Below are 15,097 nucleotides of genomic sequence, written 5' to 3'. Positions count from 1 at the left end.
GTGGCGTCCGCGCTAAGACAACGCATCCGCCAGTTCCACCGGCTTCGCCTGGGTCTGGTGCAAGTCGAAGACCAGCACCTCGTTGTCACCGCGCACGAGCCACGGCGCAGGGCAATACAGACGCCTTTGCGGACCGATATTCCAGTAGCGTCCGAGATTGTGCCCATTGACCCAGACGACGCCCTTGGTCCAGTTGCTCATGTCGAGCCAGGTGTCGCCGACTTCATCCAGCTGCAAGCTTGCCTTGAAGAATAGCCCGGGCTTCAACGGGTTCACGCAGCGTCCCTTCAGGTTGGCGATAAACGTTTCATCCATCGGCAGCAGGAAGACTTCCCAGCCTTTGAGCGTGGCGAACGACCCATCGGCGATTTTCATCCTGACCGGATCGAGTAGTCCTTTGCGGTCGACGAGCTCGGAGCCGAAGTTGATCCGCCCCATGCCTTCCACGAGGACCTCTAACGATACCGGGCCACCTGAGTTCGAATCGTGCTCCGGCAACGTCGAAGATAGCGCGAGCGGCGCGCGATGCATCACGTGGAGCGGCTGCGCGTACTTCCGTGGTATTTTCGCCCTCGACATGCCGCCCGCGTAGCGTTCGCCGACGAAAACGGTCGCATAGTCATGAACGCTGCTGATATCCAGCACGCCGCCCGCGTACTCTTGCAACTGCTTGCGGTACAGCGCGAAGCCGAACGCCTGACCATAGCTTTCAAAGGACTGTGGATCGATGCTTTGTTCGCGCGGCAGTGCCGCGGGCAGGTTGTCCCAGATCGACGCGTAGAGGGTCGGCATCAAGGCATCGATGCCTGTGCATTCGAGCGTGGCGATGGCGTCAGGTATATCAGGCAATGGCGCAGGCAGGTAGCTGCCGATGATATCGCGGTACTTCACATATTTCGGCGTCGCCGCGCCTTGCTCGTTGATCGGCGCCGAATAGTCGTAGCTGGTGATGTCGGGCTGATAGTTGCCTGAATCATCCACGTTTGCGCCGGCATAGAAACCAAAGCTCGTACCGCCGTGAATGACATACAGATTGAACGACTGTTGCGACTGCATGAACGCGGTCAAGGTGTGCGAGAGGTCGTAGTTCGTTCCTGCGAAACCCGGTTCACCCCAATGAGTGAGCCACCCTGGGTACACCTCACCGGCCATCGCGGGCACGGCGGGAAATTCCCGCCGGACGGTTGCGATTTGTGCCGCGTCGCCATTGCTCAACGCAATCGCACCACCGCTTACCGTGGTGCGATTGCGTTCGAGTTGCAGGAGGCCGTCTTCGGTGTAGAACGGCCCGGTTACGCCTCCTTTGAGCCAAAGCTGCCTGAGCTCTTCGAGGTAAGCCGGATTGCTCGCGTACGAACCGAATTCATTTTCGATCTGGATCATCAGGATCGGACCGCCGTGATCGATCAGCAACGGCTTAATACGCGGGACCAGTTCCTCGATGTAGCGAGCCACCGCCGCCATATAACGGGCATCGGTGGCCGAGTCGGTCCTCAACTGGACATCCGGATCGCTCAACAGGTAGGAAGGGAGCCCGCCCAGATCCCATTCGGCGCAGACGTAAGGCCCGGGGCGCAGCAGCACCCACATTCCTTCGGACTGGCACAGCCGGATGAAGGCCTCGATATCGCGGTTGCCGCTGTGGAAATCGAATACGCCCGGACGCGTCTCGTGGTAATTCCACATGATGTACAAGGCGATGCAGTTCATCCCCATCGCCCTGGCCATCCTGATTCGATGCTGCCAATACTCGCGCGGGATACGGGCCGGATGCATCTCGCCGCTGCGAATCTGGAGCGGCTCGCCGTCGAGCAGGAAGTGTTCGCCGTCAGGGCTGAAAGAGAAGGTGTGGCCGCATTCGAGGTTCACGGTGCACTCACACTTTGGCGCCTGAGGCGCGGTTGAACTAAGCGGAAGGTGAAAACCGGCTAACGGCCACCCTTTATCCGCGTGGTTGTATACGTGGTATGCGCGTTGAACGCCTTGCTGATGGATTTCTCGCGCCCTAACCTGAATCCGACATTCAGCGGTCCTTCGAACAGTTTCCTGGGCCGGCCATCTCATGCAATCCATACATCGACCAACTTCCGATTTCGGAAGACGAAGGTCCTATTGGAGAAGACATGCACGACAACCTCCTCCCAGTCATCATCACACGGAAATGGCAACTCGCCGAGAGTTACCATGCCGTCGAACTTCAAACCAGGTCCCGATCGGAGCTTCCATCGTTTGACGATGGCGCTTGCATTACCCTTGTTCGCGACAACGTCATCTGCAAGGAAAAAATATATCCACTGTGCTGTTTTACGTCCCGGCCGAGCGAATATGTAATCGCTGTGCGACAGGATGATGACGATACGGACGCAGAAGCAGCTGACATCTCGTTGAGTCAAGGAGACGAGGCGTTCATCGTAACGCCCCGGAGTCCAGCAGTTATTTTAGACGGCGGCACACGGTCTATTCTTTTTGCTGGAGGCGTTGGTGCCGCATCGATCGCGGGAATCGCGAATCGGCTTGCCTCGGCAGGTCAAAAATTCGAGCTGCACAACTTCGCTCGATCACCTGAACGGGCGGTGTTTCGGAAAGAACTTGATGCGCTCAAAAGCGAGGGCAGGGTCCATCACCATTTTGGCTTGAATGCTGACCGATTGGAGCAGACCACTTCCCACGCGATGAGCCCGGCACATGCGAACACGCAGATCTATTGCAGTGGCCCCCCGGCATTTATGGATCTTATCGAGCGCCAGGCTCGCGACTGGGTGTATCCGGCGAATTTCCACAAAATTGTTCTGGGTGACAGAAAAGGTTCATAGGCGCGTCTTTTCCCGACATGGTTCCGGTTCAGGTTCAATCGAGCGGAACGGTAAGCCTGTCGATTACGGCACGTGTCTGCGGTCGCACACCGCGCCACCAGGCGAAGGCTTCCGCAGCTTGCTCCACAAGCATGCCGACACCGTCTGCGATACCCAGCACGCCCGCGTTGCGGGCCAGCCTCAGGAAGGGCGTTAGTCGCTTGCCATAGGCGAGTTCATAAGCCACACCTGTGGGGCCGAAAACGCTTGGCGGGACCGGCGGCAACTCGCCGGTGAGGCTGGCCGATGTCGCATTGACCACCAGGTCGAACTGCCCCATCCCCTCCAGATCACCGTACCCGCAGGTGGCCAGCGGACCGCTGCTCGCGACCTGTTCGACCAGGGCCTTTACCTTGGCGATGTCCCTGTTTGCGATGACCAGCTCAGCAGGCCGCGCCGCGATGAACGGTAGCAATGCGCCACGCACCGCGCCTCCCGCGCCAAGGACTAGAACGCGCTTGCCGGCCATCGGCAGGCTCAGGTTGACTTCGATGTCGCGTACCAGACCGACACCGTCGAAGTTCTCGGCAACGATCCGGCCATCCTTGAAGCTCAGCGCGTTGGCCGCGCCAGCGAGTGCGGCACGCTCGCTGCGCTCATCGGCGATCGCGAACGCCTTCAGCTTGAACGGCGCGGTCACGTTCATGCCCTTGCCACCGGCCGCGACGAACGCATGGACGGTCCCGGCGAAGGCATCCTGCGGCTCAACAGGACCCTCGATGGCCGTATAGGACATATCCTGCTGCGTCTCTTGCGCAAAGAGGCCGTGGATCAACGGAGATTTCGAATGGCCGATCGGGTTGCCGATCACGGCGTACTGGTCAGTCATCACGGCCTCAGCTTTGAATACAGCACACCATCGGTTTGCATTGCGTCGATTTCGGCGACGCTGAAGCCGAGCGACCGCGCGACTTCCGCGTTGTGTTGACCGAGATCGGGCGCGACCTCGCGAATCGTCGTGTCGCAATCGGAGAATCGGAACGGCAGGTTCGGCAGACGCAGCTTCCCGTAACGCGGGTGCTCCTGCTCGACGACCATGCCTCGCGCGACGATCTGCGGATCGGTGAGCACTTCGTCGATGCGTTGCACCTTCGCGCAAGGCACGTCGATGCCATCGAGCAGGTCCAGCACCTGTGCGACCGGCTGGTTGGCCACCCAGGGCTTCACGATGGACAGAATCTCCAGCCGGTTCGTATTGCGTCCTGCGAGGGTGTGAAAACGCGTGTCGGTGCCGAAGCCAGCCGGGCCGCCATGCGCCTCGATCAGCGCTGCGAAGCGCTTCCACGCGTCGTCTACTTGCGCGGCGATCACAAGGTCGCCATCAGCGGCACGGAACACGCCGTAGAGCGTCGACGTCGGCATGTCGTGACCGGTTTGTTCGGGGACGACGCCTTGCATCGTGTAGCACTGCACCGCGTATTCGTGCATCGACACCAGCGTGTCATATAGCGCCATATCGATGTGCTGGCCCCGGCCGCTCTTCACGCGGCCGAGCAGCGCTGCGTTGATCGCCGCCACCGCGTGAATGCCGGTGTACATGTCGCCGAGCGAGATGCGCATCAGCGGCGGTGGCTCGCCGGGATTGCCGATCATCTGCATGATCCCGCTCTTCGCTTCGGCAATCAGGCCGAAGCCGGCGCGATGCGCGTCCGGTCCCGTATGGCCGTATGCCGAGATCGAGCAGTAGACGAGGCCCGGATTGCGTGCGGACAATTCGTCGTAGCCGAGCCCGAGCTTGTTCAGTGCGCCGGGCCGGTAGTTCTCGACAAACACGTCCGCCGAGTCGCACAGACGCTGCATGAATTCCTTGCCGCGCGAGTCCTTCATGTCGACGCTAACGCCGCGTTTGCCCATGTTGAGCTGCAGGAAGTAGCCGCTCTGCTCATCATCGAGCACGGTGGCATGCTGACGTCCAGCATCGCCGCTGACCGGACGTTCGACCTTGATGACTTCGGCGCCGAGCGCCGCGAGGCAGCGCCCGACGTACGGACCGGCGAGGAAGTGGCTGTAGTCGACGACGCGAATACCTTCGAGAGGACGGGCTTGCATCAGAACGCTCCCGGCCGGCGCGGCACCATCAGACGATGTTCGCCGTGCTGGACAACCTGGCCATCCTGATTGATCAGATCGGAGGGCAGCACGACGATTCCCCAGCCTGGACGGCTTTTGCTCGCACGCATCGCGCCCACGCGGAATTTCACGTGCAGCACGTCGTTGACCTTGATCGGCAGATTGAAATCCCACGTCCAGCCGAGCGACATACCCGGCAGGAAACGGTAGGTGCTTTGGGTCTTGAGGCCATCGGCGATAGACAAGCCAAACAGACCGTGTGCCACGATCGAGCCGAAGTGACTCGCGTTCGCGTATGCCTCGTCTACGTGGACCGGTGTGTGATCGCCAGTGAGATCGGCGTAGGCCAGAATGCGTTCTTTGGTCACCGTGTAAGTCGGGCTTACGCATTCGTCGCCTTCGCGGGCATCGTCCCAGTATTTATCGACGATCGTCATATCACACCTCCGCGCGCGGATTGATGTTCAGTGCACGCGCCACGCACGAGGCTGGCTTAGCCTGAATCAGTTCGACGGCGAGTCCGTCCGGCAGGCGCAACCAGTTGCGTCCCTGCGGCATTTCGCTGACGTCGTATCGATGCGCGGCGGCGAGCGCCGCCTCCAGGTCTTCGCACATCACGCCGAGATGGCCGAGCCTGCCTTCAGGCGCGTCATGGTTCGGGTTATGGATGAATTGCAGACCGCCGAGCGTCCAGTACTGCCGGGGTTCCTCGACCGTGCCGTCGACCTCGCGCATCGTCATGCCGAGCACGTCCTCGAAAAACCGGATATGCCAGTGAATATCTTTCACCCAGATGGCGACGTGCTCCAGATAGGCCTTGCTGCCGTTCATGCGGTTGTCTCCCTATGTTGTCGGTCGGTCATGGCGCGCTCGATGCCCTTGATGCAGGCCACCAGCGTCGCGTTGACCGGGGTCGGTACGCCGTGCCGTTGTCCCCAGCGCACGACCGCGCCGTTGATAAAGTCGATTTCGGTGATGGAGCCCTTCTCGAGGCTTTGCAACATCGAGGTTTTGAAGGCAGGGGAGAGTCCTTCTCCGGCAAGCGTCCACGGGCGTTCGGGATCAGGGGTGGAGAGCTTCACACCGGCGGCGTGAGCAACCGCCATCGCCTCGGCGACCGCTGCGAGCGCGGTCGTCTTCAGAAGCGCTTCGTCGTAGAGTTGGCCGTACGTCAGGCCGGTGATGCCAGTCAGCGCGCCGGTCGCAACATTGACCAGCAGCTTGTCCCACATCGTGCCGACGATGTTGTCGCTGACCGTAGTGGCCAGTCCGGCGGCGTTGAAGGTGTCGGCGAGCGCGTTTGCGCGGGAGGTAATCCGGCCGTCGAGTTCGCCGATGTAGGTGGCCTTGCCGGCCACGCCTGACTCGATGTGGCCCGGGTTGCGCATCACGCCGCCAACGTACGTCTTGCCAGCCAGCACGCGTTCGCGCCCCACGACGCCGGCAAGGACGTCTTCGTGCCCCAGGCCGTTCTGCAACGACAGGACCAGCGTTTCGGGTCCGATCAACTCCAGCGCGCCGCGCATCGCGGCATCGGTATGAAATGATTTGACCAGCACGACGACCAGATCGACGACGCCGGCCTCGGCCGCCTGCGTCGCCGCGCGGACCTTAACGCGACGGGAGCCATTCGCATCGTCCACCTGCAGACCATGACGCCTCATCGCCTCCACATGCACCACCGAACGGTTCAGCAACCAGACCTCGTTGCCACCTTCGGTCAGCGCGGCGCCAATGGCACAGCCCAACGCCCCCGCACCCAGAATCGCAATCTTCACGGCCGTCTCCTTAACCTGGCGACCAAGATACGAGCCGACGCTCATATCGGCAATGCAATGAATACAATGACGTCATTGTGGAGGACAATAATCCTATGGACTCGACCGAACTTCCTGATCTGAAACTGCTGCAGCTTTTCGACCTCCTGTACGACGCCCGCAGCGTCACGCGTGTGGCCGAACAGATCGGACAAAGCCAGCCGACGATTAGCATCTGGCTCGGCCGTTTGCGGGAGCATCTACAGGACCCGTTGTTCATACGTACATCGGGCGGTATGGTGCCGACGCCGCAAGCCGATGCGCTGATTGGTCCGTGCCGCGAGATTCTCGAATCGCTGCGGCGCTTCGCTGCCTGGGAGATCGCGTTCGATCCCGCCACCGCGAAGCGGCGGTTCCGTATCTGCATGACCGACGCCAGCCACATAACGCTGCTGCCACGCCTGCTGGCGCATGTGCGCGCGCAGGCGCCGGGCCTACGCCTCGAAGCGACGAGGATTGACGGCAATACGGAGCGGGCGCTGGAATCCGGTGAGGCCGACCTTGCGATCGGCCATGTGCCCTGGCTTGGCGGTGGGATTTACCAGCAGCAGCTTTATCTGCAGGACTGGGTCTGTCTGGCGAATCGCCGTCACCCGAGGTTAGGCGCCAAACTTGGCCTGAAGCACTATCGCGCGGAGGGACATGTCGCGATCACTGCGGGGACGGGCGCGCAATTGCTCGAACAGGCGCTGGTGCGTGAGCATATCGATCGCGACGTGGTGCTGGAGTTGCCGGGTTTTCTCGGGCTCGGGGCGATCATCAAGAGTACCGACCTGATCGCCACGCTGCCGCGGCACATCGGTGAGACGCTGGCAAAGGTCAACGATCTGGCGGTCCATCCGTGCCCGGTTCCGGTGGATGGGTTTGCGGTTCGGCAGCACTGGCACGCCAGATATCACCACGAAGCGGGCAACCGTTGGCTGCGTGGTCTGGTGGTGCATTTGTTCGGAACCTCGGGCTGATCAGGCCGGCCACCCTGGCTCAACCAAAATTGCACCAGAAAAAACTAACTAGATCGTACAAATGCGTATAAACCCCGAAAGACATCGGATCGCGTTTGAACGACACTTCGGGCTGGTTTAGAGATCCAGGCGTCACTCATTGCTCATCCCTCTTCGTATTTGCACCGGCATGCTGAGCCGGGTAGTTCTGCACGCCCTGGCTTACCGGGGCGATTGTCGGTGTAAGAGATTGAGAGTTTGTGTAAGGAACCAAGAAAAGATTTTTAAAGAGGAGCAGAAATGAAAAAGGTAATAGCAACCTCGGCCCTTGGGTTGGTCGCCCTCGGCGCACACGCTCAAAGCAGTGTGACGCTGTACGGGATCGTCGATACGGGGTTTGGTTATCAGAGCAGCCAGACGTCGCTCGGTTCGACGAGTGGCGGCCGCTCGGTGATCAAGATGGTGAACGGCATCTGGGCCGGCAGCCGCTTCGGTTTGAAGGGCTCCGAAGATCTGGGCGGCGGCACGAAGGCGATCTTCCAGTTGGAAGAGGGCTTTAACAGCGCAACCGGCGCACAGTCCGTCAGCGGTCTGGCGTTCAACCGGCAGGCGTATGTCGGTGTGGCCAATCCCACCTACGGTACGTTCACGGCCGGCCGCCAGTACACGTCGTACTACACGCTGCTGTCGCCGTATAGCCCAACCACGTGGCTGACGGGCGCGTACGGCGCACACCCGGGCGATATCGATTCGCTGGATACGCTGTACCGCGTGAATAACTCGCTGGTGTACACGTCGCCGAGCATGTATGGCCTGACGGTGAGCGGTTCGTATGCATTGGGCGGCGTGGCAGGCAGCACCAATGCCGGTTCGACGTATAGCGCGGCGATCCAGTACCTGAATGGTCCGTTCGGGATCGCGGCAGGCTACCAGCGCATCAATAACGCGGCGTCTGGCGGCGGTGCGTGGGACGCTAACTCCACGACGTCGAATGCGGGCGCGCAGGCGGGTGTGTCGGGCATCAATAACGGCTACCAGACGGCGCAGGCGCAGCAACGCGTTGCGGTGACGGGAGGTTATGCGTTCAGCGCGCAATGGGACGTCTCGTTCTCGTACTCGAACGTGCAATACATCCCGGGCATCAACTCGAAGTTCCACAACGAGGCGATCTTCAATACGGCTGGCGCAGTGCTGCACTTCAAGCCGCTGACGGTGCTGGATCTGGCTGCCGGCTATAGCTATACGCGCGCAACGCAGTCGAACGGCATTTCGAGCTCGGCACGCTATCAGCAGTTCAACCTCTCGCAGTACTACAGCCTCTCCAAGCGGACCGGTCTGTACGCGCTGGAAGCCTATCAGCGTGCGGGTGGCCAGACGATCGGAACGAACGGCACGAGCATCATCAACGCAACGGCCGATATCGGCGACGGCCAGAACAGCGCGCCGTCCTCGTCACGCAGCCAGTTTGCTGCAGGCGTAGGCATCATCCACCGGTTCTAATTGCCAGGTGGCGTGGCGGTGTCTGTCGACACCGCCACCGCAACACAGAAGTGCAGGTGGCTAAGGGTTTTTCCTGGGGCAAGAGGCTTGAAGAAGTATGTCGTGAATGCCGTTAAATGTACTAGATAGTTACAAATTGGGGCGTTCACATGAAGTTGTCCACCAAGTTGCTGGCTCTGGTCGTGGCGGCCTTGCTCGGCGTCGTACTCGTGGCGGCAACTGCCGTTCAGACTGTACGCAGCTCGCTCGTCGACAGTCGGCGGGAGCAGATCGTCATTCTTCTGACGAAAGCCGAGCATCTTGTCAATCACTACCACGACCTGCAGTCGAGTGGCGTGCTGACGCGTGACCAGGCGCAACAGGCCGCCAAAGACGCCGTCTCCCAGCTCAATGCGAACACGAAGAGCTACTACTGGGTCACCACGGCCGACGGCGTGAACCTGGTCCACCCGAATGCCAAGTTCATCGGGACCAAGGCTAAGGGCAATAAAACCACGACCGGGTTGACCGACAGCGAGGCTTACCGTCAGGGCATGGCGGCTTCGCATATTGCGCTCGTCGACGTACTCGTGAAGCGCACACCGGATGCGGACCCGGAGCCGAAGTTGCAGGGCGTGGTCGCGATACCCGATTGGGACTGGTGGATCGGCACCGGGTTCTTCTATGACGACATCAACGCAGCGTTCATCAAGCTCGTCATCGTTCTGGGGTCCATTGCTGCCGTCATCTTCACAGCGGTTGGTGTGATCGCATGGACCGTGACGCGCAGCGTGAAGCGGGCACTCGGTGGGGAGCCTGCTTACGCTGCTCATATCGCCACGCAAATCGCGGACGGTAATCTGGGCATCGAGGTTGAAGTGGGCCGGGCGTTGCCGGGCAGCCTGCTATGCGTGCTGAACGACATGAAGTCAAAGCTCGCGGCCGTCGTGTCCGAGATTCAGTCGGCGAGTCATTCGATCGCGACCGGCTCAGGCGAAATCGCGCAAGGCAACCTCGATCTCTCTCAACGCACGGAAGAGCAGGCGGCGTCATTGCAGGAAACGGCTGCCAGCATGGAGCAGATTACGGCGACCGTTAAGCAGAACGCGGACAACGCAAGACAGGCAAACGGGCTCGCCAATGCCGCGACCGAGGCCACAGCGCGTGGCGGTTCCGCAGTGCAGGAAGTAGTCGGCACGATGAAGCAGATCGAGAGCGAGTCGAAAAAGATCGCCGAGATCACCTCGGTCATCGAAGGTATTGCCTTTCAAACCAACATCCTCGCGCTCAACGCCGCTGTCGAGGCAGCGCGGGCAGGCGAGGAAGGGCGCGGTTTTGCTGTTGTGGCCGGCGAGGTTCGCGCCCTTGCGCAACGCAGCGCTGCAGCCGCGAAAGATATCAAGAGCCTGATCCAGGCGTCTGTGGCGAATGTCAGCGGCGGCACCCGGCTGGTCGAGGTAGCGGGCGGCCGGATGGCCGAGATCGAGCAGTCGATTCGCCGGGTAACCGACATCATGGGCGAGATTTCCTCCGCGTCGGACGAGCAGAGCACTGGCATTGAGCAGGTCAGCCGCGCGGTGTCGCAGATGGATGAAGTGACGCAGCAGAATGCGGCGCTGGTGGAGCAGGCGGCCGCGGCTGCGGCGTCGCTTGATGAACAAGCAGGGCGCCTGCGTTCTGTGGTGGCGGTATTTCGGGTGGCTGGGCAATAGAAGCTTTCCACGCGATTGTAGGACTCGGCTGCCTTCCGCCAGCCAACGCTTCCAGAGAGTTCCAGAATTTCTGCTATGTACAGCGATACCGTAGCAGACATCCACCCATCGCCTCCCATGCCCAGCAGGAATGACAGTTATGCAATCGTGCCGTCTTCTGCGCCGGTTTGCATTGTCGGACTATCCCTCCTACGCAATGTGCGTTAAACATCATCAGGAAGGAGATTGTCATGTCACTTCAAGCCAGGCTCGACGCATTCAAGGCCGATTTCAAAGGCGGCAAAGCCCCATTCTTTGCTCCGCCGGAAATTCATCCGATCATGGAACGTGCGACGGCCGAACTCGTCGCGTCTGGTCAGGCCGCACGCGCTCTCAAAGCAGGCGATGTAGCGCCGGAATTTACCCTCAATGATCCGGACGGCAAACCCGTGTCGTCTGTCGAGCTGCTGAAGCAGGGGCCGCTCGTGATCAGCTTCTACCGTGGCGTATGGTGCCCGTATTGCAATCTTGAACTGACGGCCCTTGAAGAAGCGCTACCGTCGTTCAAAGCCGAGGGCGCAAATCTGGTTGCGATCTCTCCGCAGAATGCCGTGAACAGCCGCAAATCGGTCCGCACCAACAAGCTGAACTTCCCGATCCTCAGCGACACGCACAACGATGTGGCCGCCGCATTCGGCATCCGCTTTGCTTTGCCCGACTATCTGGTGGATCTGTACAAGAACCTCAAAAACGATCTGCCGGCGTTCAACGGAGACGATAGTTGGACGTTGCCGATGCCGGCGCGCTACGTGGTCGGGCAAGACGGAACGATCCTGTATTCGGAAGTCAACCCGGACTATACGCACCGTCCTGAGCCTCAGGATATGTTGCCGGTTCTTCGCAAGAAGCTTGCTTCGGCATCCTGATTGGATTCTGCTTCGTTCCCGACCGTGAACCGCCGGGAACGATTGAACAGACAAGCCGGTACATCAATATTGAGGCAATATGAAATCACGCACTTTTCTTGTAACCGGTGCCAGTAAAGGCATCGGCAGAGCCGTCGCAGCGCGGCTGAACGCAGACGGGCACCGGGTTGTGGGACTGGCGCGTCAGGCAGACGACCCTGGCTTCCCAGGAACGCTCGTGTCCGTCGACCTGTCCGACCGCGTGAAAACGCAGGCTGTGCTCGATAGGCTTGTGGCGGAATACAAGTTCGACGGCCTGGTCAATAACGTAGGTCTCGTCAAACCGCAGAGGCTGGGCGCCATCGATCTGGACACGCTTGACTCGGTCATGTCGCTCAATCTGCATCCAGCTATACAGGCGGCGCAAGCACTCCTGCCCAATATGAGCGCCCAAGGCTGGGGGCGGATCGTCAACATAACGAGCCTCACTGTTCTTGGCATCGTAGAACGTACGGCTTATGCCGCCGCCAAGTCCGCTCTGGTGAGTTTTTCGCGCTCCTGGGCGCTTGAGTTGGCGACCACCGGCATCACGGTCAATTCCGTCGCTCCCGGCCCCACGGAAACCGAACTGTTTAGAGCCAACAACGCGCCAGGAAGCGAAGGGGAGCAGCGCTATCTCTCCGCCGTCCCAATGAAACGCTTCGGCAAGCCAGACGAGATTGCTGCAGCCATCACTTTCCTGCTGTCCGAAGATGCTGCTTTCATTACCGGTCAAATGTTGTTTGTCGATGGCGGCGCCTCGATCGGCAAGGCCTCAATCTGAGGGCCGAATATCTCCTCGATCCAGGCGACGAAAGCGCGTGCCTTTGCACTGACCATGCGCCCACTGGGAAAAACTGCCCACAGGTCGATACCCGGCAATTCCCAGTCGGGCAGCACGCGTTTAACGGCACCATTCGCGAGTTCCGGCGTGAACATCCATTCCGAAGCGATCGCGACGCCCATGTCGGCGAGCACGGCCGCGCGCACGCCTTCCGCCGCGTTCACGCGGACGCGCCCGGCCACGACAATTGCCGTTTCCGAATTGCCTTGCCTGAACGACCACACGCTTCCGCCGCCGCCCTGCTCATACACGATCGCCTGATGTGATAGCAGATCCGCAGGGACCCGCGGTTCGCCGGCTTTTGCGAACCAGGCCGGCGTGCCGACGACGCAACGCCGGCCGTGACCGACCTTGCGCGCAGTCATGTTCGAGTCGCCAAGCACTCCCATCCTGAGTGCAACGTCGATGCCGCGTTCCAGCAGATCGATGTTTTCATCGTCGAGCACAATGTCGATGTTGAGTTCAGGGTGCCGATCAAGAAATGTCTGGAGCCGCGGAAGGATGTGAATCCGCGCAAAGGTCACCGCTGCTGAAATCCTGAGGCGACCCGAGAGGGCGCCAGCCGAACCTCTTGCCGCAACCTCCGCCTCGTCCGCTTCTTCGATCGCCCGCTTTGCGCGCTCGTAAAATGCGTGGCCCGCTTCGGTCGGCGTCAGTCCGCGTGTCGAGCGCAGTAGCAGTCGAACTGCGAGCCGCTCTTCGAGTTGCGCGATGGACTTGGAAACGGCGGGCTGCCCAACATTCAGCAGCCGCGCTGCCGCCGAAAAGGAGCCAGACTCCACCACACACACAAACGTTTCCATCGCTGTCAGTCGGTCCACGGTCGTCCCTCCTCGAACAGATGTTTGGGGCTCGTGCGTCGCACCGTCAAACACGCGCGACGAAACCTGCTTGCCGGAAGATACACCACCGCGCCACGCTGTTTTCCGTAGCGTTGGCATAGCACTCATTCCGCACAAGCATACGGTAACGCGTTCTTATCCTCAGCGCCTTCCCTTGCGCCGTAAGCCGTTCACCGGCCGGGATGAGGTTCGCCCGATATGCCGCAAGGGAATGACTGTTATGCAGTCGCGCTGCCTACCCTGGCTCGTTCAATTCAACGACGATGCTTCTGTGTCTGGCGAACCGCTATCAGGAACTCGTCCGACAGCAAATCGCCGTTGCGGCTCGCCGCCGCAGTTGCAAGAGTCATCGAACGTGTTACCGCGCTCGTACCACAAGCCGGTACTAACTGATCCGCAAGGAGTAACTCCATGAGCAAGCTGTTTTCAGCCGTCAAAGTAGGTCCTTATACGCTTTCCCATCGCGTCGCGATGGCGCCATTGACACGCATGCGTTCGGAGCCCGGCGACGTGCCGGGCGATCTGATGGTTGAGTACTACACGCAGCGCGCAACCGAAGGTGGTCTTATCGTCACGGAGGCAACCCCCGTTTCGGTACAGGGCTACGGCTATGCAATGGCCCCGGGAATCTACTCCGACGATCAGATTGCGGGGTGGCGCCGGATCACGGATGCCGTGCACGCCAAAGGCGCTCGCATCTTCCTCCAGTTGTGGCATGTAGGCCGTCAGTCTCACCCCGATCTTCAGCCAGGTGGCGCGGCGCCTGTCGCTCCGTCTGCGCTGAAAGCCGAAGGTCACGCGTATTCGGTGAACGGCGAAGTCGAATTTGCGATGCCCCGTGCACTTGAACTGCACGAAATCCCCGCCATTATCGAGGACTTCCGCAGGGGTGCCGAGCGAGCACTGCGCGCCGGCTTCGACGGTGTCGAACTGCACGGCGCAAACGGCTACCTGCCGGACCAGTTTCTCCAGGACGGTTCGAATGCTCGCACCGACGAGTACGGTGGACCGATTGAAAATCGCGCCCGCTTCTTCCTGGAAGTGACCGATGCACTGATTTCGGTGTGGGGAGCGGATCGGGTTGGCGTGCGCATTGCACCGAGCGGCACCTATGGCTCAATGTATGACAGCGATCCGGAAACCACCTTCGGTTACGTGACGGAGCAGCTGGACAAGCGCGGCATCGGCTATCTCCACGTGGTGGAGCCACGCATCAAGGGCACGGAGACGATCGGCGAAGTTCACGATCCGGTCGCGGCGCGCCATCTGCGCCCGAAGTTCACCGGCACGTTAATCGCTGCAGGCGGGTTCACGAAAGAGACTGCGGACGCGATCATCGAAGCGGGCCACGCGGACATCGTAGCGTTTGGCCGTCACTTCATCGCTAACCCCGATCTGCCCGAGCGCCTGCGGTTGAATCTGCCACTCAACCGGTACGACCGTAGTACTTTTTATGGCGGCGATGCACGCGGTTACACCGACTATCCGTTCCATGCTGAAACGCAGGCGGCGTAAGTCTTCACGCCACCGTCCGGACCCGGAAGGGCGGATTCCGGTACTTGCCTCACTTCACGCAAGTACGGCCTGAACGACGCAGCGACCGGTGCTAACGTAGCG

At 60.7% G+C, this 15,097-nt stretch carries 14 protein-coding genes; 7 read left to right on the top strand and 7 right to left on the bottom strand.

Annotation, left to right across the window (positions count from 1 at the left end; translation table 11 throughout):
• Nucleotides 1-12 precede the first annotated feature (12 nt).
• The gene (locus KHO33_RS12900; protein WP_200565707.1) at nucleotides 13-1,869 is read right to left on the bottom strand and encodes a beta-galactosidase; all 1,857 of its coding nucleotides are present in this window, start codon (nucleotides 1,867-1,869) and stop codon (nucleotides 13-15) included.
• 254 nt (nucleotides 1,870-2,123) lie between these two features.
• Between KHO33_RS12900 and KHO33_RS12895 the strand changes: the two genes are divergently transcribed.
• A complete protein-coding gene (locus KHO33_RS12895; RefSeq protein WP_200565706.1) occupies nucleotides 2,124-2,813 on the top strand; it encodes a ferredoxin reductase domain-containing protein in 690 nt (229 codons plus the stop codon).
• 34 nt (nucleotides 2,814-2,847) lie between these two features.
• On the opposite strand, the gene aroE is transcribed toward KHO33_RS12895, so the two are convergent.
• From aroE to KHO33_RS12870, 5 genes are read right to left on the bottom strand one after another with little or no spacing between them, the layout of a single operon-like run.
• Nucleotides 2,848-3,681 carry a shikimate dehydrogenase gene (aroE, locus tag KHO33_RS12890; RefSeq protein WP_200565802.1) on the bottom strand — a complete coding sequence of 278 codons (834 nt, stop codon included), beginning with the start codon at nucleotides 3,679-3,681 and terminating at the stop codon, nucleotides 2,848-2,850.
• Nucleotides 3,681-4,901, bottom strand: a complete 1,221-nt coding sequence (locus KHO33_RS12885; RefSeq protein ID WP_054041237.1) for a CaiB/BaiF CoA transferase family protein — start codon at nucleotides 4,899-4,901, stop codon at nucleotides 3,681-3,683. The genes aroE and KHO33_RS12885 overlap by 1 nt, the downstream gene beginning before the upstream one ends.
• Nucleotides 4,901-5,359 carry a MaoC family dehydratase gene (locus KHO33_RS12880; RefSeq protein ID WP_054041239.1) on the bottom strand — a complete coding sequence of 153 codons (459 nt, stop codon included), beginning with the start codon at nucleotides 5,357-5,359 and terminating at the stop codon, nucleotides 4,901-4,903. The genes KHO33_RS12885 and KHO33_RS12880 overlap by 1 nt, the downstream gene beginning before the upstream one ends.
• 1 nt (nucleotide 5,360) lies before the next feature.
• Entirely contained in the window at nucleotides 5,361-5,753 is a 393-nt protein-coding gene (locus KHO33_RS12875) for a VOC family protein (RefSeq protein WP_054041241.1), read from the bottom strand.
• Nucleotides 5,750-6,700, bottom strand: coding sequence for a ketopantoate reductase family protein (locus KHO33_RS12870; protein WP_200565705.1), 951 nt, complete (start codon nucleotides 6,698-6,700; stop codon nucleotides 5,750-5,752). Before KHO33_RS12870 ends, KHO33_RS12875 begins: the two co-directional genes overlap by 4 nt.
• A 95-nt stretch (nucleotides 6,701-6,795) precedes the next feature.
• On the opposite strand from KHO33_RS12870, the gene KHO33_RS12865 reads away from it, so the two are divergent.
• From KHO33_RS12865 to KHO33_RS12845, 5 genes are all read left to right on the top strand, one after another.
• Nucleotides 6,796-7,701: a LysR family transcriptional regulator gene (locus KHO33_RS12865; protein WP_200565704.1), complete on the top strand. Its 906-nt coding sequence runs from the start codon at nucleotides 6,796-6,798 to the stop codon at nucleotides 7,699-7,701.
• A 279-nt stretch (nucleotides 7,702-7,980) separates the two neighbouring features.
• Nucleotides 7,981-9,180: a porin gene (locus tag KHO33_RS12860; protein WP_211606302.1), complete on the top strand. Its 1,200-nt coding sequence runs from the start codon at nucleotides 7,981-7,983 to the stop codon at nucleotides 9,178-9,180.
• Nucleotides 9,181-9,329: 149 nt separating this feature from the next.
• The gene (locus tag KHO33_RS12855) at nucleotides 9,330-10,871 is read left to right on the top strand and encodes a methyl-accepting chemotaxis protein (RefSeq protein WP_200566921.1); all 1,542 of its coding nucleotides are present in this window, start codon (nucleotides 9,330-9,332) and stop codon (nucleotides 10,869-10,871) included.
• A 230-nt stretch (nucleotides 10,872-11,101) separates the two neighbouring features.
• Nucleotides 11,102-11,776 (top strand): peroxiredoxin-like family protein, encoded by a 675-nt coding sequence (locus KHO33_RS12850; protein ID WP_200566922.1) that lies wholly within the window; start codon nucleotides 11,102-11,104, stop codon nucleotides 11,774-11,776.
• A 79-nt stretch (nucleotides 11,777-11,855) separates the two neighbouring features.
• Entirely contained in the window at nucleotides 11,856-12,578 is a 723-nt protein-coding gene (locus KHO33_RS12845) for an SDR family oxidoreductase (protein WP_054039413.1), read from the top strand.
• Here the strand turns inward: KHO33_RS12845 and KHO33_RS12840 are convergent.
• Nucleotides 12,527-13,459: a LysR family transcriptional regulator gene (locus KHO33_RS12840; RefSeq protein WP_200566923.1), complete on the bottom strand. Its 933-nt coding sequence runs from the start codon at nucleotides 13,457-13,459 to the stop codon at nucleotides 12,527-12,529. The genes KHO33_RS12845 and KHO33_RS12840 overlap by 52 nt on opposite strands.
• Nucleotides 13,460-13,891: 432 nt before the next feature.
• On the opposite strand from KHO33_RS12840, the gene KHO33_RS12835 reads away from it, so the two are divergent.
• Nucleotides 13,892-14,995, top strand: a complete 1,104-nt coding sequence (locus KHO33_RS12835; protein WP_200566924.1) for an alkene reductase — start codon at nucleotides 13,892-13,894, stop codon at nucleotides 14,993-14,995.
• Nucleotides 14,996-15,097 lie beyond the last annotated feature (102 nt).

The organism is Paraburkholderia nemoris (assembly GCF_905221015.1).
GTDB classification, from domain to species: domain Bacteria; phylum Pseudomonadota; class Gammaproteobacteria; order Burkholderiales; family Burkholderiaceae; genus Paraburkholderia; species Paraburkholderia nemoris.
This window is presented reverse-complemented; position numbering and strand designations above follow the sequence as displayed.